Here is a 25,746-nt window from a genome sequence, read left to right on the forward strand (position 1 = left end):
GGTTCCCGCAGCTGGCGGAGGTGGAGTTCGTGGTCGCGGACGTGCCGGGGCCGCCGGGCGGCCCGGACACGGGCTGGAACGACGAGGCGGTGCCGCTCGGGGCGCTGTCGGAGGCGGACGGCCAGGGGCGGCCGGCCCGGGTCGTGGTGTTCCGGCGGCCGGTGGAGATCCGGACGAAGAGCCGGGACGAGCGGGCGCTGCTGGTGCACGAGATCGTGGTGGAGCAGGTGGCGGAGCTGCTGGGGCTGTCCCCGGAGACGGTGGACCCGCGGTACGGCCAGGACTGACGGGCGGTCCGGCCGTACCTCTCGTACGGCTCGCTAGTCGGTCAGGACCGTGAGGTCCTGGGCGGCCTTGGGGACCGAGACCATCGCGTGGTCGTCCGACAGCGGCTGGATCGTGAACATCGGGATCCCTTCGTGCGGCAGGGTCAGCGTCCGGGCCGCGTACACGGGCCCGCCGGAGACCGTCTCGACCGTCAGTGCGTAGGCGCCCTTGGCCCCCGCCGGGGCCAGCGACACCGCCTGCGTCGTGCCCGCCTTGACCGTGAACTCCTTCGAGGCCGGCTCCCCGGCCTCCGTGCCCGCCGAGGCCGTCACCTTGACCTTCGCGTCCGTGCCTCCCGCCACCGTCAGCGAGAGGACCGTCGCGTTCTCGTCGGCCCGGTCGTCGGCGACCGTGGCCCGCGTCCCGACCGGCCCGGCCGCCGGGACGAAGGCCAGCTCCTGCTTGGCGCCGCTGCCGCGGACCACGCGTACGGCGGCCACCACCGGTACGGCCTTCTTGCCGTTCGCCGGGACCAGGACCAGCGAGCCCGCCTCGCCGCGGGTCACGTCCTTGAGGTCGACGCTCGCGGTCATACCGCCCTTGAGGTGCAGCTGCTCGTTGTCCGCCGGGCTGATCGAGCCGTTCGGCCCGGCCAGCTTGAGGGTGAGGTCCGCGTCCTCCTCGCCCGGTGCGAAGGCCACCAGCCGTACGGAGGTGGCGTCCGCGGGGATCCCGGGCAGCACGAGCGAGCCCGCCGGGTCGGCGGAGGCCGACAGCCAGTCGGCGCCCACCCCCTCCTCCCCGACCTGCACGGAGGCGCCGACCCGGCCCGCACGGGTCGTCACATGGGCGGTGACGTCCGGGAGCTGCATGCCGGGGGCCAGCGAGGCCAGCGAGACGGCCTTGGTGGACTTGGGGTCGATCCGGATGTTCTCGCCGGTGCCGCCGTCGGACTTGACCGCCCCGTCCGGGCCGAACATCTTGATGTCGATCACGGCCGCGGTGTCGTCCGGGTTGGTGAGGTGCACGTAGTCCTCGCGCCCCTTGGCCGTGCTCGCGCCGGGGAACCAGAAGTCGGTGCCGGGCGTGGTGCAGCCGACGCCCAGGACGCCGCGCGCCCGGCCGACCGTGACCTTCGTGGTCTGCTGTGCGGTCCAGCCGGGGGCCAGGATCCCGTCGGCGACGCCCGTCAGCGCGGGCGCCCCGGCGCCGGAGGCGGTGGTCCCGGCCGGCTTGCCGCGCTCCTTGAGCTCCAGCACCGGCTTGGCCTCCTTGGTCGCGCCGAGGAGGCGGGCCGCGCCCTTGCCGCCCCCGGCGGCGCCGGGGGTGACCGCCGTGTACGTGGTCTCCGCGATGTCCGAGGAGCTGGGCGCCGGGCAGACCAGCGCGGAACGCTCCACCGGCATCCGGGCGGCGGCCGCGGGTTTGGCGTCGGCGGCCGGGGCGGCGGGGGCCGTGAGGTAGCCGACGCCGGTGACGGCCGCCAGGGCCGCGGCCACCGCCGCGAGCGTCAGGGGTGCGCGCTGCTTCACTGCTGGGGGCTCCCGTCCGGACGCTGCTCGTGCTGTCCGTAGGTGTCGTACGGCTGCTCGTACGGCGGGTAGGGGTACGGCTGCCGTGGCTCCTGCTGCGGATACGCCTGCGGGTCCTCGTAGCCCTGCTGCTGCGGGTACGGGTACTGCTCGTACCCGGGGGCCTGGGCGGGCGCGGGCACGTACGGCTGCTGGGGCTGCTGGGGCTGCTGGGGCTGCTGCTCGTACGCGTAGCCCTGGTCGCCGTACGCCTGGTACGCGTACGCGTCCTCCCCGTACACCGGCTGCGCCGGGATCTGCGCGTACGGGTCGGCGACCGCGCCCGAGGGCTCCTCGGCGGCGGCCGGAGCGGCCGCCGCCGACTGCGCCTCCGCGCGCAGCCGGCGGGCCCGGCGGCCCTCGCCGGCCTCGCCCGCGGCGGACCGGTCGGCGGCCTCGGCCTCCTCCTCCGGCAGGTCGTCGTCGAGGCGTGCCCGGCGGCCCGGCAGGGCCATCACGAGCAGGACGAGGGCGAGCAGGCCCTGGGCCCAGTGCCAGACGGTCCGGGTCAGCGCGTCCGCGTGGACGAGGTCGAGGCGGCCGCCGGCGGCGGGCAGTTCGAAGCCCTGGGCCCAGCCGTCGAGGGTCTTGGTCTTGAGGGGCTTGCCGTCGAGGGTGGCCTGCCAGCCGGGGGCCGCCCGGTCGGCGATGCGCAGCACGCGACCCGCCTCGCCCGCCGGGATCTTGGTGTGGACCTCGACGGGTCCGGAGGCGACCGGGATGGGCGCCTCGCCCGGCTTGCCGGAGAGGATGGCGGCGCGGGCGACCTGGCGGTCCACCCGCCACAGGGCGCTGCCGTCGAGCTGGCTGAGGCGGCTGAGGCCCGGGGTGGCGTCGAGGACCTTGCGCATCTGCTGCGGGGCGCCGTCGCGGACCAGGATGTAGCGGACCGCGAACCCGCTGAGCTGGTCGCTCTGGTCGGCGCCGGAGCCGGCGACGAGGCTGGAGACGACCTTGTCGAGCTGCGGGCTGCTGCCGGCCGCGGCGGCGAGTTCGGCGTCGCCGAGGCGGCCGCCGGAGCCGCGGACCAGGGTGTACGAGACGGTGGCGGGCGAGGCGCCGCCGAGGACGAGGGTGCGGGCCTGGTCGCGGGTGCCGCTCTCCTCGGCGACGAACGCGGGGACCTGGACCGGGTCGCGCCGCTCCAGCGGGCCGTCGGCGCCGCTGATCATCCAGCCGGCCGCGCCGAGCAGCGGGCCGGCTGCCGCGGCGAGCGCGATCAGGGCGGCGAGCGGCTGGCGCCAGCCGAAGCTGCTGGCGGCGACCCGCTCCTTGGCGCCCTCGGCGCCGACGACGGCGGCGGCGAGCAGGGCCAGTCCGTAGAGGAGGGTGGCGGGCCCGGCCCAGCCGGTGCGGTTGACGACCACGGCCAGCAGCAGCGCGGCGAGGGCGGCGGCCCAGGCGGTGCGGACGGCGAACTGCCGCTCGCCGCGCAGCAGGGCGGCCAGGGCGGCGAGCACGATGCCGATGAGCAGCAGGCCGCCGGCGGTCCGGGGGCCGCCGGGGCTGATGCCGAGCAGGTCCAGGGCGGTGGCCGAGCCGGAGCCGTACGGCAGGCCGGCCTCGCGCAGGAGCCGGTCGGGGTGCGTGAGCAGGCTCAGCGACCAGGGGGCGAGCACGAGGAGCGGGACGGCGAGCGTGGCGAGCAGCCGCAGGCCGTACGTCTTCCACTCGGCGCGGCGCTGGGGGTCCCCCCGGCGAAGCCAGGGGGACACGAGGGCGGCGGTCCCGAGGACGGCGGCGAGCGGCCAGACGACGGGGGTGAAGGCGGTGGCCAGGGTCAGCAGGAGGGTGTACGTCCACACCGGGCGCCAGCCGGCCCGCTCCTCGCCCGCTCCCCCGGCGCCGAAGCCGAAGGCGGCGACGGCGGAGCGGGCGATGAGCGGCAGCAGGATCGCGAGGACGGCGGTGCCGAGGCGGCCGCCGGCCAGGGCGCCGGTGACGGCGGGCAGGAAGGCGTAGGCGACGGCGGCCCAGGCGCGCAGCAGCCGGGATTCGACGAGCGGCCGGGAGGCGAAGTACGCGGTGAGCCCGGCGAGCGGGACCGAGCAGACGAGCAGCAGGGTCAGCGCGGCGCTGGTGGAGCCGAACAGCACGGTGGCGAAGGCGCCGAGGACGGCGAGGTAGGGGGGTGCTCCGGCGGTGGAGCCGGCGGCGACGGGCTGCCAGTCGTCGGTGTAGGCCCGCCAGAGGGCGAGTCCGCTGTCGGGGGCGGGCAGCAGGGCGCCGCCCATGAGGGAGCCGCCGCCGAGCAGGGCGCGGCAGGCGATGACGGAGACGAGCAGGAGGAGGGCGAAGAGGACGGGCGCGGGGTTGCGGGCGATCCGCTTCAGGCGCGCGAACTGTTCGATCTCCAGGTAGTCGGCGTCGTCGCCGCCGGGGCCGGATTCGACGGCTCCGCCGTGCCGGCCGACGGCGGCCGTGTCGGTGTCGCGGTCGGCGCCGAAGTAGCCGGCGAGCTGTTCGGCGTTGGCCCGCACGCTCGCGCCCGGGGGCGGGAAGAGGGGGCGCAGTTCCTTGGCGGGTACGGCGGGGCGGCCGCGTCTGCGGCGGGCGCCGAGGATCCGGCCGGGGCGCAGCAGGGTGGCGAGGAGGCCGGTGATCTCGTCGACGGCCTGGCCGGGGGCCTTGCCGATGAGGTAGGCGAGGGTGCGGAGCACGGTGCCGACGAGCAGGCGCAGCAGGACGTACGGCAGGGCGGGGCCGGAGCTGTTGGCGAGGACCGTGTAGACGGCGCCGGCCTTGTCGACGCGGTGCGGGCTGGAGCTCGTACGTCCGGCGCAGTCGACGGTGCGGCGCTCGCGGGCGGCGGCCTCGGCGTGGCGCAGGACTGCGTCGGGGGCGACGAGGACGGTGTGGCCGGCGCTCTGGGCGCGCCAGCAGAGGTCGACGTCGTCGCGCATGAGCGGCAGGCGGCGGTCGAAGCCGCCGAGGGCTTCGTACACGTCGCGGCGTACGAGCATGCCGGCGGTGGAGACGGAGAGGACGGGGCGGACCTGGTCGTGCTGGCCCTGGTCCTGTTCGCGGCGGTCGAGGCCGGTCCAGCGGCGGCCGCTGCGGGCGATGGTGACGCCGGCTTCGAGGAGCTGCTTCTTGTCGTACCAGCCGCGCAGCTTGGGGCCGATGACGGCGGCGTCGGGGTTCTCGTCGGCGACGCGGAGCAGTTCGGTGAGGGCGTCGGGCTCGGGGGCGCTGTCGTCGTGGAGCAGCCAGAGCCACTGGACGGGTTCGCCGTGGGGGAGTTCGGGGATGTCGTAGGCGTCGTCGCGCCAGGTGCGGCTGACGGGGTCCCAGCCGCTGGGGCGCTTGAGGTACGGCAGGTCCTCGGCGGTCAGGGTGCCGGCGCTGCGGGTGGCTTCGTCGACGGCGGCGCCGAAGCCGGTGCGGCGGGCGAGGTGGAGGACGCGGTCCTCGCCGAGGGCCTCGCCGAGCAGGCGCGCGGAGTCGTCGGCGCTGCCGGTGTCGGCGGCGACGTGGCTCTGGGCGGGGCGTTCCTGGCCCAGGAGGCCGGCGAGCGTTTTGGGCAGCCAGCGGGCGCCGTCGTGGGCGACGAGGACCGCGGTGACGACGTGCCGGGGGAACTCGGGTGTGGCGGCAGCCTGGTGGGAGGCCGTCGACTGGCTGTGCAGGGACATCGCTCTACTGGCCCTCCGGCCTGGGGGTCCCCCCGGACGCGGTCCGGGGAGTGGATCCGGGGGTGGTGTGCTCCCGGAGGCTGCTGGACAGCGCCCCACACTAACGGCTGGAAACACAGCGGTCCGCCTCCTGCGGGGAAGGTGCAGGAGGCGGACCGTTTGCTCTGCTCGTTGCTCTGTTCTGCGTGCTGTTCCGCGCGGTGTTCCGCACTGCGGGCTGCGCGATGGGCCGCGTACGGCCGTGCGTTGCCGTGCGTTGCGCCGCGTTGCGCTGCGTGCTCAGACGGCGGCCTTTTTCAGCCGTCGGCGTTCGCGCTCGGAGAGGCCGCCCCAGATGCCGAACCGTTCGTCGTTGGCGAGTGCGTACTCAAGGCATTCGGAGCGGACTTCGCAGGCGAGGCAGACCTTCTTGGCCTCGCGGGTGGAGCCGCCCTTCTCGGGAAAGAAGGACTCGGGGTCGGTCTGGGCGCACAGAGCGCGCTCCTGCCATCCGAGCTCTTCGTCCGCCTCCTCGACCAGCAGTTCCTGAAACAGCTCGGTCATGTGCGCCCCTCGCTCTGTCTGTGCGTCCCCGTGGTGTTGTCGTTACTCATCGCTACGTAACGACACGAGTGAAATTACAAGTGGGCCGCTCCCGGCCAGTCAAGCCGAGATCTGCTATTGGGCCCCTTATTCACTCTGCGGAACCAAGCGTATGCAGAAAGTGTTCATATCGCCAAAAATCGTGACACATGCATCCGGTGCTCCACGGGCCCGGTGTTCACCCGCAATCGACGTGCCACTCCGCAGTGCGGTTGCGATCAAGCCAAAGAAGCGGCGCAGATCACATTTCGATCACGGGGCGGCGCGTCGGGTTTGGGCGGGGGCTGGTGTGGCAGCGGCGGGATGTGGAGCGCCACCTCCCCTGCATCGGCTTGCACAAACCTTTCTTCCAGCACGGCAACCGGATCAGATGAAACTTTTGCGGCCATACGAGGCATTGGGTTGACAGTCGGGCCTTCGACCCGGTCTCCTTGTCCCCATGTCAGTGACCTCGACCGCCGCCCGGACCCCCATTCGTGGGTTCCTGAGTGCTGTCCAGGTTCGCTGTCGCTGTTGCAGCTGTTGATGTCTCCGGAGCCTCGGCTCCCTTGAGCTCCGGCCACCCCCACAGCGACCGCCAGCACGACTGACATCCGTCGAGGACACCCCCACCGATGAACAGCACGCCGCTCAGCACCCCCCTCACCGCTCCCGCCACCACGCCCGTCGCCGCGCCCGTCGCCGTCGAGAGCGACCTCCAGATCGCCGGCGACATCCTCTCCGTCCAGCACCTCCTCCAGCCCGCCCGCGAACACCCGGCCACCGTCGCCGAGTTCGTCGGCCTCGCCCGGTCCATCGCCGCGAACCGCGCCGAGTGGGAACACCTGGTCGAGTACGACGCCACCACCCGCTGGTACCACCGGCTGCGCACGGGCCCCGGCTACGAGGTCTGGCTGCTCAGCTGGGTCCCGGGCCAGGGCAGCGGCCGCCACGACCACGGCGCCTCCTCCGGCGTCATGACCGTCCTCGACGGCGAGCTCACCGAGCACGGCCCGCGGCGCGGACCGCTCACCCTCGGCGCCGGCGCCCAGCGCGTCTTCGCCCCCGGCTACGCCCACGAGGTCGTCAACGACGCCCTCGACGGAGCCGTCAGCCTGCACGTCTACTTCCCGGGCCTGACCGAGATGCCGATGCACAGCTGCTCCCCGGCCCGGTCCGAGGCCCTCTCCGTCTGATCCCGCGCGCGCCCCGACACTCCCGCCCGCCGCCCGACCGCCACCCCCCAACGACAGCCCGCGGCTGACTGACAGACTGTCCGCATGCGCATTGTTGTTCTGGCCGGCGGCATCGGCGGCGCCCGCTTCCTCCGCGGCCTGGGGGCCGCCGTCCCCGACGCGGACATCACCGTCATCGGCAACACCGGTGACGACATTCACCTGTTCGGGCTGAAGGTGTGCCCCGATCTGGACACGGTGATGTACACCCTCGGCGGTGGCATCAACGAGGACCAGGGCTGGGGCCGCACCGACGAGTCCTTCACCGTCAAGGAGGAGCTCGCGGCGTACGGGGTCGGCCCCGACTGGTTCGGCCTCGGCGACCGCGACTTCGCCACCCACATCGTCCGTACGCAGATGCTCGGCGCGGGCTACCCGCTGAGCGCCGTCACCGAGGCGCTCTGCGACCGCTGGCAGCCCGGGGTCCGGCTGCTGCCCATGTCCGACGACCGCGTCGAAACGCACGTCGCGGTCACCGACCCCGAGACCGGCGAGCGCCGCGTCATCCACTTCCAGGAGTACTGGGTCCGGCTGCGCGCCTCGCTCGACGCCGAGGCCGTCGTACCCGTCGGCGCCGAGCAGGCCAAGCCCGCGCCCGGCGTGCTGGAGGCCATCGCGGCCGCCGACCTGATCGTCTTCCCCCCGTCCAACCCGGTCGTCTCGATCGGCACCATCCTCGCCGTGCCCGGCATCCGCGAGGCCGTGGCGGCCGCCGGGGCGCCCGTCGTCGGCCTCTCCCCCATCGTCGGGGGCGCGCCCGTGCGCGGGATGGCCGACAAGGTGCTCGCCGCCGTCGGCGTCGAGTCCACCGCCGCGGCCGTCGCCCGGCACTACGGCGCCGGACTGCTCGACGGCTGGCTCGTGGACACCTCCGACGCCGACGCGGTCGCCGAGGTGGAGGCCGCCGGGATCGCCTGCCGCGCGGTGCCGCTGATGATGACCGACCTGGCCGCCACCACCGAGATGGCCCGGGCCGCGCTGGCGCTGGCGGAGGCCTCCCGGTGAGCGTCACCGCCGCGTCCCCCGTCCCCTCGTACGAGGTGCGCGCCGTCGCCGGGATCCCGGAGGTCCGCCCCGGCGACGACCTGGCGCGGCTGATCGCGGCGGCCGGTCCCGCCCTGCGGGACGGGGACGTCCTCCTGGTCACCTCGAAGATCGTCTCCAAGGCGGAGGGCCGGATCGTCCGCGCCGAGTCCCGCGAGGACGCCATTGACGCCGAGACCGTACGGGTCGTCGCGCGCCGGGGCGCCCTGCGGATCGTCGAGAACCGGCAGGGGCTCGTCATGGCGGCGGCCGGCGTCGACGCCTCGAACACCGAGCCGGGCACCGTGCTGCTGCTGCCCGAGGACTCCGACGCGTCGGCCGCCGCGATCCGCGCCGGGCTGCGCGAGCTGCTCGGCGTCGACGTCGGCGTCATCGTGACCGACACCTTCGGACGGCCCTGGCGCTCCGGGCTCACGGACGTGGCGATCGGCTCGGCCGGGGTGCGGGTCCTGGACGACCTGCGCGGCGGTACGGACGACCGGGGCAATCCGCTGAGCGCGACGATAGTGGCGACGGCGGACGAGCTGGCCGCGGCCGGGGACCTGGTCAAGGGCAAGGCGGCCGGGCTGCCGGTGGCCGTCGTACGCGGGCTGGGGCACCTGCTCGGCGGGGGTTCGACGGCGGCCGACCTGGTGCGGGCGCCGGCCGACGACATGTTCCGGCTGGGCACCTCGGAGGCGGTACGGGAAGCCGTGACGCAGCGGCGCACCGTACGGGCCTTCACGGACGAGCCGGTGGACCCGGGCGCGGTGCGCCGCGCGGTGGCCGCGGCGGTGACCGCCCCGGCTCCGCACCACACGACGCCGTGGCGGTTCGTCCTGCTGGAGTCGGCCGGGGCGCGGCTGGAGCTGCTGGACGCGATGCGCGACGCCTGGGTCGAGGACCTGCGGCGGGACGGCAAGTCCGAGGAGTCCATCGCGAAGCGGGTCCGGCGGGGCGACGTCCTGCGGGGTGCCCCGTACCTGGTCGTCCCGTGCATGGTGACGGACGGGGCGCACGACTACGGGCACGCCCGGCGCGATGCGGCGGAGCGGGAGATGTTCGTGGTCGCGATGGGCGCGGGCGTGCAGAACTTCCTGGTCGCGCTGGCCGGGGAGCGGCTGGGCTCGGCGTGGGTGTCCTCGACGATGTTCTGCCGGGACGTGGTGCGCAAGGTGCTCGGGCTGCCGGAGGGCTGGGACCCGATGGGGGCGGTGGCGGTGGGCCATGCCGCGGCGGCTCCTGCGGAGCGGCCCGCGCGGTCGGCCGAGGAGTTCATCGAGGTCCGGTAGACGCCCCCGGTCACAGCACTAGAAGCGGGCGATGTCGCTGCGGTACATGCGCGGGGCGCGGCGGGGCGGGACGCGGCCCGCGAGGAGGATCAGGCGGGCGGCGCGGTGGCGCTGGCCCGCGTACGGGGCCAGCAGCTCCAGCATCCGCTCGTCGTCGGCGTCCCGCTCGCCCGTGAGCGCGTAGCCGATGATGCCGGGCAGGTGCAGGTCACCGGTGGTGACGGCGTCGGCGTCGCCGTTGCTGCGCTGGAGCGTCTCGGCGGAGGTCCACGGGCCGATGCCGGGAACGGCCTCCAGCCGGGCGGCGGCCCGCGGGAGCTCCATCGCGGCCGCCTCCTCCAGCCGGGGCGCGACCCGGGCGGCGCGCACGATGGTCGACGACCGCTTCATGTCCACCCCGGCCTGGTGCCAGCCCCAGGAGGGGATCAGCGCCCAGGTGCGGGCGTCGGGCACCACGTACAGCTCCTGGGGCCCGGGGGCGGGCTCCCCGTAGCGGCGCACCAGGCGGCGCCAGGAGCGGTAGGCCTCGTCGGAGGTGACCTTCTGCTCCAGGACGACCGGGATCAGGGATTCGAGGACCAGTCCGGTACGGGTGAGGCGCAGCCCCGGGCGGCTGCGGTGGCTGGCGTGGACGAGGCGGTGGCGGGGGACGAAGGCGGCGGGGTCGTCGCCGTCGCCGAGCAGGGCCGGGAGCGCGTCGAGCATCCAGGCGGCGCCGGGTCCCCAGGCTTCGGCGTGGACGGTGGCGGTGGCGGGGTCGGCGGTGACGCGGAGGGTGGCCGGGCCCTGGGGGGTCCGGCTGGTCTTCCAGACGGAGCCGTCGGGGGTGGTGCGGAAGGTGGGGTCGCCCGGGCCGCGGCGCAGCGGCCCGAGCGTGAGCCCGAGGTCCACCGGCCGCCCGGGAGCCCACTGCCGGACCAGGGCCCCGGCCCCGGTGGTGTCGCCCGTGGCGTGCTCCGCCGCGGGTCCGGCCGGGGGCGGGCCGCCGTCCGGCCGCGGTGGGGCGGCGGCGGGCGCGGCGGTGCGGCCGCCGCGGACGGCGGTGCGGGTGAGGGGGTCGAAGCGGCCGGCCATGCCTTGAGCGTAGCCCTGCGGGACGCCTTCTAGGGGCGGCCCTGGAGCTTCGCCGACGACGTGCGGGTGGGCGGCAGCTGCGCGTAGAGGAGCTTGCCCGGGCATTCGGTGGCGAAGCCGTCGCGGTGGCCCGAGATCACGTTCAGCTTGACGTTCGTGCCCTTCTTGAAGCGGTTGCCGCCGCCCGACTTCAGGGTGGTCTTCGCCCGCGGGTCCCTGTTGAACAGCCCCAGCTTCCACGCCGTGAGCTGCGCCACCGCCTTCACGGCGGCCGCCGGCGGGGCGGTGCTGGTGTAGGTGCCGAGCACCGCGACGCCCATGCTGTCCGTGTTGAACCCCATGGTGTGCGCGCCGAGCACCGCCTTGGCGACTCCGCCCGCCCGGCCCTCGTACACCGTGCCGCACTTGTCGACGGCGAAGTTGTAGCCGAGGTCGCGCCAGCCGCTGCTCACCACGTGGTAGCGGTACAGGCTGCGCAGCACCGCCGGGGCGTCCTTGCAGGCGTAGTTGTTCCCGGAGGCGCTGTGGTGGACGAAGGCCGCCTTGACGGTGCTCGTGTAGACGAAGCCCGACTCGCGCAGGGACTCGTCCGCTCCCCAGCCCAGCCGCGTCACGATCCGCGGTCGCGGGCCGATGTACGGGCGGGCCGCCGCGCTCAGGGTGCCCTCGCTGGCGAGGACGGCGTCGGCGGTGGAGTCGGCCTTGTCGAGCGCGGTGATCTCCTTCGCGCCGAGCGCGGCGAGCGGGACGTTGGCGGACGAGGACTCCGCCGTCTCGATGGTCATGCCCGGCAGGGCCACCACGTCGCCCTTGTCGTCGCCCTCGGGCTCGTCGGCGGTGCCGGAGGAGCCGTTCTTGGCGTCGACCACCGTCACCGGGTCCGTCGCGCCCGGGTCGACGAGTTCGATCCGCATGCCCGACGGGAGCCGGGCGCCCGCGCGGGTGGCCGCGGCTCCGGGTTCCGCCTGGACGCGGACCTCGATGCCGTCGGAGTCGCCGACCCACAGGGGGGCGGTGCTGCCGCGGACCCGGCCGGATCCGCTCTCCAGGGTGCCGAGGTCGGGGGCGTGTTCGCCGTTGTGGGTCTCGATGTCCTGCCAGTCGGACCAGGTCCCGGTCGCCACCGTGCGGGTGCGGACCTGGACCCGGCCGAACAGCTGGGTGCTCGCGTCGTCCCAGACGACGCCGACCAGCGAGAACCTCTTGACCTCGCGCGGCGGCAGCCCCCGGGTCTCGGGCAGCCGCGGCGAGGTGCTCATGCCGGGGACGCCGGGCGACCGGTCGGCCGCGGTACCCAGGGGGGCGAGCGGCAGCGACTGGGTGGACCCGGCGGGGGCGACGGGGGCGGCGGCCGCGCCCTGCGAAGGCGCGGCCAGGGCCGGAGTGGAGAGCGCGAGCGGCAGGGCCGCCAGGGCGGCAGCCGTCGCGACACCGATCGAGGAAGCAAGGAATCCACGCATGAAAGCGATGCTGAGCACAGTCACCACGAAGCGCCATCGGAGAACTGACGGCCCGTCCGATCCGGCCCGCGCGTCCCTCGCCCGTACGGAGGAGCCGACGCCCTCCGTACGGGCGAGGGTCCCGCGTAGGCTGGGGCGGGTGAACGCCACTGACCGCACCCCTGCCGACCTGCTGCGATCCGCGCTCGCCGCCGATCCGGGCCGCCCCCTCGTCACGTTCTACGACGACGCCACGGGCGAACGCGTCGAATTGTCCGTCGCCACTTTCGCCAATTGGGTGGCCAAGACCGCCAATCTGCTCCAGGGCGACCTGGGTGCCGAGCCCGGCGACCGGCTCGCACTGCTGCTCCCCGCGCACTGGCAGAGCGCCGTGTGGCTGCTCGCCTGCGACTCGGTCGGGGTCGTGGCCTCGGTGGGCGGGCGCCCGGACGACGCCGATCTCGTCGTCAGCGGGCCGGACACCCTGGAGGAGGCCCTGGCGTGCGACGGCGAGCGCGTGGCGCTCGCGCTGCGGCCGCTGGGCGGGCGCTTCCCGCAGCCGCCCGCCGGGTTCGCGGACTACGCGGTGGAGGTACCGGGCCAGGGCGACCGCTTCGCCCCCTTCGTCCCGGTGGAAGCCGACGGTCCGGCGCTGATCGTCGACGGCGAGGAGTTCACGCACGCGCAGCTCGTCGACCGCGCCCGCGAGGACGCGGCCAAGCGCGGCCTCGCCGCGGGCTCCCGCCTGCTGTCCGGCCGGGGCTACGACACGTGGGACGGCCTCTCGGCCGGCCTGTTCGCCTCGCTGGCCACGGGCGGCTCCGTGGTCCTGTGCCGCAACCTGGACCGCCTCGCCCCGGAAGCCCTGACCCAGCGCATCGAATCCGAACGCGTCACCCACACCGCCGAGTAGGACGGGTCCCGGCAGGAGCCGAGTGGTGTGGGTCTCGTCTCGTTCGGGGGTCGGGCGGGCGCTGACGCGGATGGGCTAACTTGGGACCCTCATAGGGCCCGAACCGGGTGGGGAGAAACAATTTTGGAAGCCATCCTGCTGGTCGGGGGGCAGGGGACGCGGCTGCGCCCCGTCACGGTCAACACCCCCAAGCCGATGGTGCGCGCGGCCGGTGTTCCGTTCCTCGCCCACCAGATAGCCAGGGCCGCCGCCGCCGGTGTCACGCACATCGTGATGGCCACCTGCTACCTCGCCGAGGTCTTCGAGCCGTACTTCGGCGACGGCTCCGCCTTCGGCGTCTCCCTCGAGTACGTCGTCGAGGACGAGCCGCTCGGCACCGGTGGAGCCATCCGCAACGCCGCGCGGCGGCTGACCGGCGGGCCGGACTCACCCGTCCTCGTCTTCAACGGCGACATCCTCACGGGCCTCGACATCGCCGGGCTCGTCGACTCCCACCGGGCGGCCGCCGCCGACGTCTCCCTGCACCTGGTGCGGGTCGAGGACCCGCGCGCGTTCGGCCTGGTCCCCACCGACTCCGAGGGGCGGGTGCTGGCCTTCACCGAGAAGCCGCAGACCCCCGAGGAGATCATCACCGACCAGATCAACGCCGGCTGCTACGTCTTCCGCCGCAGCGTGATCGACTCCATCCCGGCCGGGCGCCCCGTCTCCGTCGAACGCGAGACCTTCCCCGGCCTGCTCTCCTCCGGGGCCCGGCTCCACGGCGTCACCGAGAACACGTACTGGCTGGACCTCGGCAAGCCCGAGTCCTTCGTCCAGGCCTCCGCCGACCTCGTACGCGGAGTCGTCCCGTCCCCGGCCGTCCCGGGCCCGCGCGGCGAGTCCCTGGTGCTGCCGGGCGCCGAGGTGGCGGCCGGAGCCAAGCTGTCCGGGGGCACCGTCGTGGGCGCCGGAGCGCGCATCGGGGCGGGCGCGGTCGTCGACGGATCCATCGTGCTCGACGGCGCGGTCATCGGCGCGGACACCCAGGTGCGCGCCAGCCTGATCGGCGTCGGCGCCTCGGTGGGCCTGCGGACCGTACTGGACGGCGCGGTCGTCGGCGACGGGGCCGTCATCGGCTCGGACAACGAACTGCGCGCGGGTGCGCGGGTGTGGTGCGGGGCCGAACTGCCCTCCGCCGCCGTCCGCTTCTCCTCCGACCGGTAACGGCGTACGGAACGACACGACGGTGCCGCCGGCCCCACGGGGTCGGCGGCACCGTCGTGTCCGGCGGAGGGGGTCCGGCCATGAGCCGCCGGACACCCCCTAGTTGGCCTTGACCGTGACCTTCTCGTCGTTCTGGATCTGCTTGACGAGCTGCTGCACCTTCGCCTTGTCCCAGATCAGGTTGCCGCCGCGCTCGCCCGAGATCGGCATGTTCATCGACACGCCCTCGCCGCCGCTGATCCCCTTCATCGCGAAGAACATGTCGGCCAGGTCCCACAGGGACATGTCCTTGTCCACGATCAGCGTGTCCAGGCCCGCGCCCAGCACCGGGTACAGCTTGAACGGGTTGAGGATCGTGCCCGGCGTCGCCGCCTGGTTGGCCAGCGTCGACAGGAACTTCTGCTGGTTCTTCGTACGCGCCAGGTCCGACTCGGCGAACGCGTACCGGGTCCGGACGAAGGCCAGCGCCTGGCTGCCGTTGAGGGTCTGCTCGCCGGCCTTGAAGTCGGCGCCCGACTTCTCGTCCTTGAAGCCCTTCTCGATGTTCATGTCGACACCGCCGAGGGCGTCCACGATGTTCGCGAACCCGGCGAAACCGATCTCCGCGTAGTGGTCGATGCGCAGGCCCATGTTGTACTCCACGGTGCGCACCAGCAGTTCCGGGCCGTCGTCCGCGTACGTCGCGTTCAGCTTGGTGTGCTTGCCCGTGCCCGCGAACTTCTTCCCGGACTCGGAGCCGACGAAGGACGGGACCTCCACGTCCGAGTCGCGCGGCAGCGAGATCATCGTGTTCCCGCTGGAGCAGGCCGCCAGGATCATCATCGAGTCGGTGCGCTTGCCCTCGGCCGAGCCCGTGTGGAGCTTCTTCTTCTCCTCGTCGGACAGGCCCTCGCGGCTGTCCGAGCCCACGACCAGGTACGTCGTGCAGTCGCCCTCCTTCGGGCGCTCGATGACCTTGGAGAGGTCGACCTCGCGGCGCACCTTGGAGTCGGCCCAGAAGTACGTGCCGATCGTGGTCGCGAGCAGCGCCGTGACGAGCACGATCGAGCCGATCTTGATCCGCTTGCGCCAGTCCGGGGCCGGTCCGGCCGGCCGCCCCGGCCGCCCGCCGGGACCCCCGGGGCCACCGGGACCGGTGGGCGCGCCCGGGCCGCCCGGACCCGCCGGGGTGCTCTGCGGCCGCCCGTAGACCTGGCCGGTGTTGTAGCCGCTGTCGTAGCCGTACGAGTCGTGGGCCGGGGCCTGCTGCGGAGGTACCCCGTACGCGGGCGGCTGCCCGGGCCGGGCCGGCGGCTGCGCCGGTCGCTGCGGTTGCTGCTGCGGCGGCACCGGCCGCTGCTGCCGGCGCTGGACATGCGGCATACGCCGGGCACCCTCAGGCTGCGCCTGCGCGCTGCCGCGTCCGTACCGGTCGTCGCCGCTGTCGTTGCGCCCCTCGGGCCACTCGCTCATGCCGCCTAGGATGCCTGGCCGGACAGGGTGCCCGACAGCCCGGGCCGGGCTTCGTTCCGGTGCTGTTGCAGAGCTGATGCCTGCGCGTCGGCTTTAAGGTGGGCGCATGACAGAGATACCGGGCGCGACGGCCGGCGAACCCCAGGGCAAGCCGATCTCGGCCTCGCGGACCACGCTCAGCCACATCATGACGGCGAACGACACCAACCTCCTCGGCACGGTGCACGGCGGAGTGATCATGAAGCTGGTGGACGACGCGGCGGGCGCCGTCGCCGGGCGCCACTCCGGCGGCCCCGCCGTCACCGCGTCCATGGACGAGATGGCCTTCCTCGCCCCGGTCCGCGTGGGCGACCTCGTCCACGTGAAGGCCCAGTGCAACTGGACCGGCCGCTCCTCCATGGAGATCGGCGTACGGGTCCTGGCGGAGCGCTGGAACGAGTCCACCCCCGCCACCCAGGTCGGCAGCGCCTACCTCGTCTTCACCGCCGTGGACGCCGAGGGCAAGCCGCGCACGGTCCCGCCGGTGCTCCCCGAGACCGACCAGGACCGCCGCCGCAACCAGGAGGCCCAGATCCGCCGCACGCACCGGCTGGCCCGGCGCCGGGCGATCATGGCGCTGCGCGAGGAGCGCGCGGCCCAGGGCTTCGACGACGACTGAGCCCCGTCAGCGGCGGCGGAGCCCCGTCACCGGCGGCCGGGGCCCGTCACTTCCCGCAGATCACCTGGTCGCCCGTGACCACCCCGTACTGGCCCTGGTTCGGTTCCTCGGGCCGGACCGGCACCACCTTGCGGTAGTCCGCCCCGGCGATCACCAGTACCGTCCGCCCCTGGCCCGCCACCGCCCGCAGCTCGCTGCCGGGCAGCGCGGTCGACACCGTACGGGCCGAGCGGTCCCAGCGCGGGTCGTACGCGATCACCGTGCGCTTGACGTCGCGGCTCGCGCCGTTGCCCGGGGCCCGGGTGGTGTCGAAGCCGGTGGCGCGCAGCGCCGCGTCCACCCGCCCGCCGAGCCCGTCGATCCGGGTGCCGTTCTCCACCTGCACCCGGATCCGCTGCGGCGGTACGTCCACCGGCACCGCCGGCTGCTGCTGCGGCCGGCCCGCGGGCTGCCGCCCCGGGGCGGCGGGGGCCAGGGGCCGGTCCAGGCGCAGCGCCTCGAAGAGCTTCGCGGCCTTCGGGTCGTCCCACTTCACCGTCGAGCCGATGCCCTTGACGGGGTACGAGGGGTTCCCGATCGGGACCGAGGCGAACTCCGAGGACGCCGGGGTGAAATCGCGCAGGGCCTGCCCCAGGGCCAGCATCTGCTCCGAGCCGAAGCCCCGGTCGGCCCGGACCGAGCCCAGCAGCGTGGAGCTGACCTCCTTGAACTTCACCGGGTTCAGCAGCACCCCGCCGCCGGTGGCCTGCTTGATGAGGGCCGCCACGAACTTCTGCTGGCGCTGCATCCGGCCGAGGTCGGCGGCTCCGTCCACATGGCGCGAGCGCACGTACTGAAGGGCCTGTCCGCCGCTGAGCCGGTGGCTGCCCGGCAGCAGGTCCAGGCCGGTGTTCTGGTCGCGCAGGGCCTTGGCGGTGCAGATCTCCACGCCGCCCATCGCGTCGACCGTCTTCATGAAGCTGGTGAAGTCGACCTCCAGGTAGTGGTCGATCTTCACCCGGGTCATGCTCTCGACGGTCCGCACGGTCAGCTGGGGCCCGCCCTCCGCGTACGCCGCGTTCAGTTTCACGGGGTGCGGCCCGTGCTGCTTCCCGCTGGACTCGTCACGGTGCTCGGGCAGCTCGGCGTAGCTGTCGCGGGGCAGGCTGACCACGCTGGCCCGCTGCCGGTCGGCGGAGAGGTGCACCAGCATGACGGTGTCGGTGCAGTGGCAGGGGGCGCCGCCGAGGCGGTAGGCGCGCTTGTCCTCGGGGGTGATCTTGTCCCGTCCGTCGGTGCCGACCAGCAGGAAGTTCAGGCCGTGCCCGGCCTGCGGCCGGTTCTTCATGTCCTTGAACGGGTCCACCCGCTCGATCCCGGTGTCCAGGCCGGTCATCACCGCGTGCCCGATCGCCCCGGAGCCCAGTACCGCCACCGCCAGCCCGGCCGCCAGCCGTACCCCCCACCGGGGCCGGTCGTCCCCCCGGCGCCGGTCCGGAGCACCTCCGCGCCGCGCGCGCTGCGGCCGCGGGGGCCGGGCGGGTCGGGTGGGACGGTGCGGCTGGGGCACGGGGGACACCTCCGCGGGGGCAGCAGGGCCGACAGGAACGTACCGGACACATCGGAGCCGGACGCATCAGTTCCGGACACATCAGGCAGATCGTCAGAACAGTAGGCCCATACGATCAGCCGCTGTCCCTACCGATCATGCGGCGCGCACCCGTTTCCCCCGTACGCGGTAACGTGACACCGATACCCGACCTTGAAGGACCACATGCCCGCCCAGCAGCCCGCAGTCTCGGTGATCATGCCGGTGCTCAACGAGGAGCGCCACCTGCGTGACTCCGTCCGTCACATCCTCGGACAGGAGTACGCCGGTGAGATGGAGGTGGTGATCGCGCTGGGGCCGTCCAAGGACCGCACCGACGAGATCGCCGCCGAGCTCGTACGCGAGGACCCCCGCGTCGTCACCGTTCCGAACCCCACCGGCCGCACCCCGGCCGCCCTCAACGCCGCCATCAAGGCCTCGCGTCACCCGATCGTGGTACGCGTCGACGGCCACGGCATGCTCTCGCCGAACTACATCGCCACCGCGGTCCGCCTCCTGGAGGAGACCGGTGCGCAGAACGTCGGCGGCATCATGCACGCCGAGGGCGAGAACGCCTGGGAAGACGCCGTCGCCGCGGCGATGACCTCCAGGATCGGCGTCGGCAACGCGGCCTTCCACACCGGAGGCAAGGCCGGCCCGGCGGACACCGTCTACCTGGGTGTCTTCCGCCGCGAGGCGCTGGAGCGGGCGGGCGGCTACAACGAGGAGTTCATCCGCGCCCAGGACTGGGAGCTGAACTTCCGCATCCGCGAGGCCGGCGGGCTCATCTGGTTCTCGCCCGAGCTGAAGGTCCAGTACCGGCCGCGGCCGTCCGTACGGGCGCTCGCCAAGCAGTACAAGGACTACGGCCGCTGGCGGCACGTGGTGGCCCGCTACCACTCGGGCTCGATCAACCTGCGCTACCTCGCCTCGCCGACCGCCCTGTGCGCGATCGCCGCCGGTGTCGTGGTCGGCGCGGCCGTCAGCCCGTGGGGCTTCGTGGTCCCGGCCGGTTACCTCGCGGCGATCACCGCGGGCTCCATCCCGGCCGGCAAGGGGCTCTCCCTGAAGGCACGGGCGCAGATCCCGGTCGCCATGGCCACCATGCACATGTCCTGGGGCTTCGGCTTCCTGACCAGCCCGCGCTCGCTCGCGGCCAAGGTCATCGCGAGCCGCCGCCCGGCGGTGCGCCGGGACCTGGCCAGCGAGGTCTGAGCGGCCCGCGTACGTCCATGTGAAGGGGCCCGGTGGCGACAGCGCCCCCGGGCCCCTTCGTTGCGTACGGGTGCTACCAGGTGAAGCCCGGCTGGATCGCCATGCACTCCTTGTCGTCGTCCCCGTTGAGCGGACGGGCGGAGTCCGGGGCCTTGGTCGGGGCGGGCGGCGGCGGGGTCGGCGCGTTGCCGGTGCGCCAGTCCTTGCCGACGAACAGCACGATCCCGGTGACGTCCTCGGACTTCTCCACGGCGCTCGCCGGCAGGCCGAGCGCCGTGGCCACGGCCGCCGCGTCACCCGCCTGGTCGGGGCTGGAGAAGCGGACCACGGTGGTGTCCTCGGCCCCGGTCTGCGTGGTGGACTGGGCCTTGGTGAAGCCCTTGCCGACGAGGACGGCGGCGACGTCGTCGGCCCGGCCCTTGACCCGGGTCTGGGCGCCGTCCTTGCCGCCGGTCGCGTTGCGCACGCTGACCGCGATCTTCGCCGGGGGCGCGGCCGGATCGGCGGCCGGCTGGGACGGGACCGCGGCCGAGGGGGAGGCGGCCGGCGACGCCGGGGTGCCGTCCGGGTTCGGGTTCCCGGAACCCTTGCCGTCGAGCGCGATGTCCTCGCGGACCATCCGGAACAGGGCCTCGGCCTCGACCGGCTTGGGCTCGACCCGGCCCTCCTCGCGGGTGCTGTACACCCACGGCATGGTGGTCATGGTGATCCGCCCGGTGGGGACCTTCTTGAGCTCCACGCTGAGGTCGTACAGCTTGTCGATCTTGTTCAGGCCGGGGTCCACGACCATGGCCTTGATGGCCGCCTGCGCCAGGCTGTTGAGCTTCATCGGATTGCTGAGCTTGGCGTTCTTGCGGAACTCGCGGGCCATCGAGTTCATGTACATGTGCTGGGCGTGGGTGCGGCCGAGGTCGGTGCCGTCCTCGAAGCCGTAGCGGGTGCGCAGCCACTGGAGGGCCTGCTCGCCCTGGATGGTGTTCGTCCCGGCGGGCAGCTTGAGGCCGGAGCCCTTGCCGTCCTTGGTGCGCGACTCCACGTTCTGCTGGACGCAGACCGGGACGCCGCCGATGGCGTCCGCCATCGTCACCACGCCCTTGAAGTCGATCATCATGAAGTGGTCGATCGGGATGTGCGTGAGCTCCGTCCAGGCGGCGACCGTGCAGCCCGGTCCGCCCCGGCCGAGGGACTCGTTGGTCTGCACGAGGCCCCGGCTGGCCTGGTGGACCTTGCCGCCCGGGCCCGGCTCGGTGCACTTCGGCATCATCAGCATCGTGTCGCGCGGCATGGACACGACCGACATGTTGCTGCGGTCGGCCGACAGGTGCAGCAGCATCTGCACGTCCGCGAGGGGCGGGCCGTCGAAGGTGTCCTTGGCCCCGCCGAGGGCCTGGTTGGCCGCGTCGTCACGGGCGTCGGAGCCGATGAGGAGGATGTTCAGCGGGGTCTGGCCGAAGGCGTTGGGCTTGGAGCCGCCCAGCTTGTTCTCGCCGAGGTTCAGGACGTCCGTCTTGATGCTGCCGTTGAGGTGGCGGTAGTAGAGGTAGCCGCCCGCCGCCGTCGCGAGTATGAGGAGCGCCAGTACGGAGGACACCCAGCGCAGCACCCGCCGCCGGCCGCTCCGCTTGGGGGTGCCCCCGCCGGCTCCGCCCCTCGGTCTGGGGACGTTGCCGGACGCGCCGGATCCGCCGCCGGATATCTCACCGGGCTGGGCGGGCGCCCCCTCCCCTCGCACGCTGCTGTGCCTCACACGTCCCCCTCAAGATTCACTTCGTGTCGTGGTGTGCCGGTGCAGGTCCCACCGGTGCGGGCCGGCCTGCTTGCCTTGCTCGGTCGTGCTCGGCTTGCCTGCCGTACTGTGCTGCCGCGCATCGGCGCGCGTGCGCCGTGGCCCGCTCGCCGCCCCGGTCCGCGGCCCGTCTTGGCCGGCCTACTTGGCGCAGATCGCCTTGTCGGCCTCGACCCGCTGAATGTCCTCCGGCGCCTTCTGCGGCGCCGTCAGCGAGACCCCCGCCCCCTTGAAGTCGGCGCCGAGCGTCAGCTTCATCGGGGTCTTGGGCCCGGCGTCCGCCGAGCCCATCTTCAGTGCCGTGGCCGGCAGCCCCATGAGGTCGGCCAGCGCCCGGGCCTGATCGGCTTGGTTGGGCGCGTACTCCAGCTGCGTCGTGTCGACCTTGGCGGGCGCGTTCCCGCGGTTGCCGGACTTGTTCACGCCCTTGCTGTTCTGCAGCCAGTTCACGGTGGTGGAGGCCGCGCCGCCGGGCCCGCCGCCGTTGAAGACGTCCACCCGTACGTCGCCCGCGGGCGCGCGGTTGCCCTGGAGCAGGGCGTCCGCCTTGCCCTTCGCCTCCGCGTCGGCCGCGTCCTTCGCCGCCTGCTCCTTCTTCTCGACCTCCGTCAGCGAGACGTCGCCCTGGATCATCTTCAGCAGCGGATCGGCCAGGCGCTGGTCGACGACGACGGTCGCCTTCTTGCCCTCGGGCTCGGCCGGGTTGTCGAGCACCGGGAGCGTGGTGAAGGTGATGTTCTTGAGGTCCATGTCCTTCAACTCACCGGCGAGGTTGGTGAGTTTGTCGATGGATCCTATGCCCGAGTCGACGGTCAGCGACTTGGTGGCCGCCTCCGCGAGCGAGAAGAACTTCTTCGGACTGGTCAGCGTCTCCTTCGACTTCATCTCGCGCATCATCGAGCCCAGGAACTGCTGCTGGGTCTTGATCCGGTCGAGGTCGCCGTGGTTGCCGAACGAGTGCCTGGTCCGTACGAAGGCCAGGGCCTGCTCGCCCTGCAGCCGGTGCTCGCCGGCGTCCAGCTTCAGCTTGGAGTCCTTGTCGTCCACGGGCTTCGCGAGGCAGACCGGAACGCCGCCGACCGCCGTGCTCAGCACCTTCACCGCGTTGAAGTCGACCATCATGAAGTTGTCGACGGTGATCCCGGTGATCTCCTTCACCGTACGCATGGTGCAGCCCGGGTCGCGGCCCTCCTGGCCGAGGCTGATGTTGAACCGGGTCCCCTTCTCGCCGGGGATGGTCTTCGTCGAACCGTCGGGCTGCTTCGTCGGGCAGGCCGGGATGTTCGTGATCAGGTCGCGCGGGATGGACAGCGCGGTGGCGTTGCTGCGGTCCTTGGAGACGTGGAAGAGGATCGTGGTGTCGGCGTGGCCGACGCTCTCCGCGTCCCCGTAGCCCTCGTTGCCGGCGCCACTGCGCTTGTCGGTGCCGATGACCAGGATGTTGATGGGCTGGTCCTTCTTGAACCCGCCCGTGCCCGCGTCACCGACGTCGGTGACGTTGAGGTTGTTGTTCAGGTGGTCGTAGTAGAGGTACGCGCCCACCGAACCGCCGACCAGCAGGAACGCCAGGGTGCCGCCGGTGACGACCAGGACCTTCTTGCGCCGGCCGCCGCCACCGCCGCCCTTGCGCGGCCGGCCGCCGCGCCGCCCGGGCGGGCCCTCGCCGCGCCGGGGCGCGGGCACCCCCGGGGACGGGGCCTTGGGGGTCTTGGGGGCCGCGGGCGCGCCGGACGCACCGGCGCGGGCCGAGGACGGTCTGCGGGGTGCGGCAACGGAGGGCTGCTGCGCAGCGGAACGGTCCAGTCGCAGTTCGTAGTTGCCAGTGCGGGGGTTTAGCACCCACTGGTCTGCGGGGTCGATCTCGTCTGCCCGCCCACGGCTTTGCGCATCCACGGTTGCTCGAATCCTCCGTCGGTGCCTCGCGACGCGTCTCCCCCAAGACGCCCGGTCAACGATCCGGCTGCTGGTGCACGGCCTCTTTTCTGGCCGGGGCACCGGATCGCTCACCCTATCCGCCCTGGTCAACTGCAAACCATGGTGGTGACAAATTCCACTCCCCTTATAACGGGTCAAACCCCGCAAGGCCTTCGGTTCGGACACCGCCTTTGGGGATTGCTTTACCGGCAATCGGCCGTACCCGCCGTGGTTCCCGTGAAGGTGGGGACGGGCGCGGGGGCGGTTCCGGTTCCGTCCGGGGACGCCGAGGCCTCGCCTTCGGCGGCGCGGGCGCTCTCCGGGGCCTGTTCGGTTTCGGCCGCCGCCGGGGTCGTCGGGGACGGCGGGGTCACCGTGAGCGGCCTGTCCGTCCGCAGCCGCTCGAAGAGTTGGGCCGCCTCCGGCTCCACCAGCTCGTCCCGGTTCGGGTCGGCGGCGTACGGGCGGCGGGGCACTGTCAGGAACTTGACCTGCTCGGCCGGTATGTCCCGGATGCCCCGTACCAGTTCGTACAGGCCGCGCAGCGAGGCCAGTCCCGGGTCCGTGGTCACCGAGGAGGTCGCCGCGTCCAGCAGCGGGTACAGCCGGCCCGGGTGCAGCAGCACCCCGGTGCTCTGCACCTTCTTGACCAGCGAGCCGAGGAACTGCTGCTGGCGCTCCATCCGTTCGGTGTCGCTGCCGTTGCCCAGGCTGTAACGGGCGCGGACGAAGCCGAGGGCCTGCTCGCCGTGCAGGGTCTGCCGGCCGGCCGGGAGCTTCAGCTTCGCCTCGGGGTCGTTCATCGGCTGCTTGAGGCAGATCTCCACCCCGCCGACCGCGTCGACCATCTTCTTGAACCCGCCGAAATCCACGACCATGTGGTGGTCGATGCGGATTCCGGTGAGCTTCTCGACCGTACGGATCGTGCAGGCGGCCCCGCCCCACTGGTACGCCCAGTTGAACTGCGCGAGCCGCTCGGCGCTGCGGCTCCCGTCCGCCGTCAGACAGGCCGGGATCCGCGTCATCAGGTCCCGGGGTATCGAGACCGCGGTCGCGCTCCGGCGGTCCGCGGGCAGGTGCAGCAGGATCGCGGTGTCCGAGCGCTCCGTGCCGCGGTCCTGCCCGTAGCGGGCGTTCTCCTTGCCGGAGCGCGAGTCCGAGCCGATCAGCAGGATGTTCTGCGAACCGCCCACGGCGTGCGTGGGGCGCTCGCGCTCGTAGCGCTCCAGCTCTGCCGCCGCGGAGGTGTCCTCGGTGATGTTCCCGTCGAGCTTGCGGTAGAGCCACCAGCCCGCCGCGGCCCCGCACAGGACCAGCAGGGCCAGCCCGAGCGCGATCCAGCGCAGCAGGCGGCGCCGGCGGCCGCGCGGAGGCTTCGAGGAGCCTCCGGCCGCTTCGGTGCCGCCCGGTATGCCTGCGCTGTCCGTCACTGGCGTTCCGTCCCCTCGCCTCACCACGCACGTGCGGGCCGTACGACCGAAACCACGGCCCCAGCCGATCGTGCCCCCGCCCCACCGCCCCGGCCCGGGGACGGCCCCCTGTCTAGACCCATGCGGGTGACAAATCGCGGCAACGCGGACGGCCCCCGGCGGAAATGCCGGGGGCCGTTCGTGGTGCTGCGGGCTGTGGGTCGGGCGGCGTTACGGCAGGTTGCGGGCCATGACGATGCGCTGGACCTGGTTCGTGCCTTCATAGATCTGAGTGATCTTCGCGTCGCGCATCATGCGCTCGACCGGGTAGTCGCGGGTGTAGCCGTAGCCGCCGAGGAGCTGGACGGCGTCCGTGGTGACCTCCATGGCGATGTCCGAGGCGAAGCACTTGGCCGCCGCGCCCAGGTACGTCAGGTCGGCGTCACCGCGCTCGGAGGCGGCGGCGGCCTGGTAGGTCAGCGCGCGGGCGGCCGAGACCTTCATGGCCATGTCCGCGAGCATGAACTGCACGCCCTGGAAGTCGCCGATCGGCTTGCCGAACTGCTTGCGCTCCTGGACGTAGCCCTTGGCGTAGTCCAGGGCGCCCTGGGCGATGCCGAGCGCCTGGGCGGCGATGGTGATGCGGGTGTGGTCGAGGGTCTTCATCGCCGTGGCGAAGCCGGTGCCCTCGGCGCCGATCATGCGGTCGGCGGGGATCCGCACGTTGTCGAGGTAGACCTCGCGGGTCGGGGAGCCCTTGATGCCGAGCTTCTTCTCGGGGGCGCCGAAGGAGACGCCCTCGTCGGACTTCTCGACGACGAAGGCGCTGATGCCCTTCGAGCGCTTCTCCGGGTCCGTCACGGCCATGACCGTGTAGTACTCGGAGACGCCCGCGTTGGTGATCCAGCGCTTGACGCCGTTGAGGACCCAGAAGTCCCCGTCGCGCACGGCACGGGTCTTCATGCCGGCGGCGTCCGAGCCCGCGTCGGGCTCGGAGAGGCAGTACGAGAACATGCCGTCGCCCTTGGCCAGCGGGCCGAGGTACTTCTTCTTGAGGTCCTCGGAGCCGGAGAGGATCACCGGGAGCGAGCCGAGCTTGTTCACGGCCGGGATCAGGGAGGAGGACGCGCAGACGCGGGCCACCTCCTCGATCACGATCACGGTGGCCAGCGCGTCCGCGCCGGCGCCGCCGTAGGTCTCGGGGACGTGGACGGCGTGCAGGTCGTTGGCGACGAGCGCGTCGTGGGCCTCCTGCGGGAAGCGGGCCTCCTCGTCGACCGCGGCCGCGAACGGCAGGATCTTCGCCTCGGCGAGCGAGCGGACGGACTCGCGGAGCATGTCGTGCTCCTCGGCCGGGCGGTACAGGTCGAAGTCGGCAGAACCCGCCAAGACTCTCACTCCCCAAGTGTGATGCGTGATGCTAACTACCGTTAAGTAACCCAAATCTTAGTGCCCGGCGTCCCGGCAGCGATATGTACGGGGTACGTGAGCTGCGTGACAGCCGGGTCTCCTGGGGAACGTCCCCCCGGACC

General features: G+C 73.1%; 19 protein-coding genes. 8 read left to right on the forward strand and 11 right to left on the reverse strand.

The window, feature by feature from the left end; genetic code table 11:
* Positions 1–287 (forward strand): metallopeptidase family protein (locus tag ADK52_RS33540; RefSeq protein ID WP_053693647.1); only part of this gene is annotated, 287 nt, incomplete at its 5' end.
* A gap of 33 nt (positions 288–320) precedes the next feature.
* Here the strand turns inward: ADK52_RS33540 and ADK52_RS33545 are convergent.
* The 3 genes from ADK52_RS33545 to ADK52_RS33555 form a co-directional block, all read right to left on the reverse strand.
* Complete coding sequence (locus tag ADK52_RS33545) at positions 321–1,799, reverse strand: DUF5719 family protein (protein WP_053693648.1); 1,479 nt, start codon at positions 1,797–1,799, stop codon at positions 321–323.
* Positions 1,796–5,473, reverse strand: coding sequence for a glycosyltransferase family 2 protein (locus tag ADK52_RS33550; protein ID WP_053693649.1), 3,678 nt, complete (start codon positions 5,471–5,473; stop codon positions 1,796–1,798). The genes ADK52_RS33545 and ADK52_RS33550 overlap by 4 nt, the downstream gene beginning before the upstream one ends.
* A 279-nt stretch (positions 5,474–5,752) precedes the next feature.
* A complete protein-coding gene (locus ADK52_RS33555; RefSeq protein ID WP_003983763.1) occupies positions 5,753–6,016 on the reverse strand; it encodes a WhiB family transcriptional regulator in 264 nt (87 codons plus the stop codon).
* A 653-nt stretch (positions 6,017–6,669) separates the two neighbouring features.
* Between ADK52_RS33555 and ADK52_RS33560 the strand changes: the two genes are divergently transcribed.
* From ADK52_RS33560 to ADK52_RS33570, 3 genes are all read left to right on the forward strand, one after another.
* Positions 6,670–7,230: a cysteine dioxygenase gene (locus tag ADK52_RS33560; RefSeq protein WP_078988799.1), complete on the forward strand. Its 561-nt coding sequence runs from the start codon at positions 6,670–6,672 to the stop codon at positions 7,228–7,230.
* Positions 7,231–7,314: 84 nt separating this feature from the next.
* Positions 7,315–8,274, forward strand: a complete 960-nt coding sequence (gene cofD, locus ADK52_RS33565) for a 2-phospho-L-lactate transferase (protein ID WP_053693650.1) — start codon at positions 7,315–7,317, stop codon at positions 8,272–8,274.
* Positions 8,271–9,584: a coenzyme F420-0:L-glutamate ligase gene (locus ADK52_RS33570; RefSeq protein ID WP_053693651.1), complete on the forward strand. Its 1,314-nt coding sequence runs from the start codon at positions 8,271–8,273 to the stop codon at positions 9,582–9,584. The genes cofD and ADK52_RS33570 overlap by 4 nt, the downstream gene beginning before the upstream one ends.
* A gap of 18 nt (positions 9,585–9,602) precedes the next feature.
* Here ADK52_RS33570 and ADK52_RS33575 read toward each other — a convergent pair whose 3' ends face one another.
* Together ADK52_RS33575 and ADK52_RS33580 are read right to left on the reverse strand one after the other, a co-directional pair.
* The gene (locus ADK52_RS33575; protein ID WP_053693652.1) at positions 9,603–10,658 is read right to left on the reverse strand and encodes a DNA-3-methyladenine glycosylase family protein; all 1,056 of its coding nucleotides are present in this window, start codon (positions 10,656–10,658) and stop codon (positions 9,603–9,605) included.
* A 29-nt stretch (positions 10,659–10,687) separates the two neighbouring features.
* Positions 10,688–12,118 carry a peptidoglycan recognition protein gene (locus tag ADK52_RS33580; RefSeq protein WP_053693671.1) on the reverse strand — a complete coding sequence of 477 codons (1,431 nt, stop codon included), beginning with the start codon at positions 12,116–12,118 and terminating at the stop codon, positions 10,688–10,690.
* 139 nt (positions 12,119–12,257) lie between these two features.
* Between ADK52_RS33580 and ADK52_RS33585 the strand changes: the two genes are divergently transcribed.
* Both ADK52_RS33585 and ADK52_RS33590 read left to right on the forward strand, forming a co-directional pair.
* Positions 12,258–13,010 (forward strand): TIGR03089 family protein, encoded by a 753-nt coding sequence (locus ADK52_RS33585; RefSeq protein ID WP_053693653.1) that lies wholly within the window; start codon positions 12,258–12,260, stop codon positions 13,008–13,010.
* A 120-nt stretch (positions 13,011–13,130) separates the two neighbouring features.
* On the forward strand, positions 13,131–14,213 hold the full coding sequence (locus ADK52_RS33590) for a nucleotidyltransferase family protein (protein ID WP_053693672.1): 1,083 nt from the start codon (positions 13,131–13,133) through the stop codon (positions 14,211–14,213).
* Between the two features lie 99 nt (positions 14,214–14,312).
* On the opposite strand, the gene ADK52_RS33595 is transcribed toward ADK52_RS33590, so the two are convergent.
* A complete protein-coding gene (locus tag ADK52_RS33595) occupies positions 14,313–15,665 on the reverse strand; it encodes an LCP family protein (RefSeq protein ID WP_063784002.1) in 1,353 nt (450 codons plus the stop codon).
* Between the two features lie 106 nt (positions 15,666–15,771).
* Between ADK52_RS33595 and ADK52_RS33600 the strand changes: the two genes are divergently transcribed.
* Complete coding sequence (locus tag ADK52_RS33600) at positions 15,772–16,323, forward strand: acyl-CoA thioesterase (protein ID WP_053693655.1); 552 nt, start codon at positions 15,772–15,774, stop codon at positions 16,321–16,323.
* A gap of 46 nt (positions 16,324–16,369) precedes the next feature.
* Here the strand turns inward: ADK52_RS33600 and ADK52_RS33605 are convergent, their stop codons facing one another.
* Positions 16,370–17,872 carry an LCP family protein gene (locus tag ADK52_RS33605; protein WP_078988800.1) on the reverse strand — a complete coding sequence of 501 codons (1,503 nt, stop codon included), beginning with the start codon at positions 17,870–17,872 and terminating at the stop codon, positions 16,370–16,372.
* A gap of 204 nt (positions 17,873–18,076) precedes the next feature.
* On the opposite strand from ADK52_RS33605, the gene ADK52_RS33610 reads away from it, so the two are divergent.
* Positions 18,077–19,105, forward strand: a complete 1,029-nt coding sequence (locus ADK52_RS33610; RefSeq protein WP_053693656.1) for a glycosyltransferase family 2 protein — start codon at positions 18,077–18,079, stop codon at positions 19,103–19,105.
* A 73-nt stretch (positions 19,106–19,178) separates the two neighbouring features.
* Here ADK52_RS33610 and ADK52_RS33615 read toward each other — a convergent pair whose 3' ends face one another.
* From ADK52_RS33615 to ADK52_RS33630, 4 genes are all read right to left on the reverse strand, one after another.
* Positions 19,179–20,852, reverse strand: a complete 1,674-nt coding sequence (locus ADK52_RS33615) for an LCP family protein (RefSeq protein ID WP_234344363.1) — start codon at positions 20,850–20,852, stop codon at positions 19,179–19,181.
* A 180-nt stretch (positions 20,853–21,032) separates the two neighbouring features.
* A complete protein-coding gene (locus ADK52_RS33620) occupies positions 21,033–22,784 on the reverse strand; it encodes an LCP family protein (protein ID WP_053693658.1) in 1,752 nt (583 codons plus the stop codon).
* A gap of 224 nt (positions 22,785–23,008) precedes the next feature.
* Positions 23,009–24,235, reverse strand: a complete 1,227-nt coding sequence (locus ADK52_RS33625) for an LCP family protein (protein WP_053693659.1) — start codon at positions 24,233–24,235, stop codon at positions 23,009–23,011.
* A 210-nt stretch (positions 24,236–24,445) separates the two neighbouring features.
* Positions 24,446–25,603: an acyl-CoA dehydrogenase family protein gene (locus ADK52_RS33630; RefSeq protein ID WP_053693660.1), complete on the reverse strand. Its 1,158-nt coding sequence runs from the start codon at positions 25,601–25,603 to the stop codon at positions 24,446–24,448.
* Between the last annotated feature and the right edge of the window lie 143 nt (positions 25,604–25,746).

The organism is Streptomyces sp. WM6372 (assembly GCF_001279655.1).
GTDB lineage: Bacteria > Actinomycetota > Actinomycetes > Streptomycetales > Streptomycetaceae > Streptomyces.

What these genes read in the sequence shown, in the direction of transcription:
- ADK52_RS33595 (WP_063784002.1), bottom strand. Translation starts at nt 15,665, where the DNA reads ATGAGCGAGTGGCCCGAGGGGCGCAACGACAGCGGCGACGACCGGTAC.
- ADK52_RS33555 (WP_003983763.1), bottom strand. Translation starts at nt 6,016, where the DNA reads ATGACCGAGCTGTTTCAGGAACTGCTGGTCGAGGAGGCGGACGAAGAG.
- cofD (WP_053693650.1), top strand. Translation starts at nt 7,315, where the DNA reads ATGCGCATTGTTGTTCTGGCCGGCGGCATCGGCGGCGCCCGCTTCCTC.
- ADK52_RS33600 (WP_053693655.1), top strand. Translation starts at nt 15,772, where the DNA reads ATGACAGAGATACCGGGCGCGACGGCCGGCGAACCCCAGGGCAAGCCG.
- ADK52_RS33575 (WP_053693652.1), bottom strand. Translation starts at nt 10,658, where the DNA reads ATGGCCGGCCGCTTCGACCCCCTCACCCGCACCGCCGTCCGCGGCGGC.
- ADK52_RS33560 (WP_078988799.1), top strand. Translation starts at nt 6,670, where the DNA reads ATGAACAGCACGCCGCTCAGCACCCCCCTCACCGCTCCCGCCACCACG.
- ADK52_RS33610 (WP_053693656.1), top strand. Translation starts at nt 18,077, where the DNA reads ATGCCCGCCCAGCAGCCCGCAGTCTCGGTGATCATGCCGGTGCTCAAC.
- ADK52_RS33550 (WP_053693649.1), bottom strand. Translation starts at nt 5,473, where the DNA reads ATGTCCCTGCACAGCCAGTCGACGGCCTCCCACCAGGCTGCCGCCACA.
- ADK52_RS33580 (WP_053693671.1), bottom strand. Translation starts at nt 12,118, where the DNA reads ATGCGTGGATTCCTTGCTTCCTCGATCGGTGTCGCGACGGCTGCCGCC.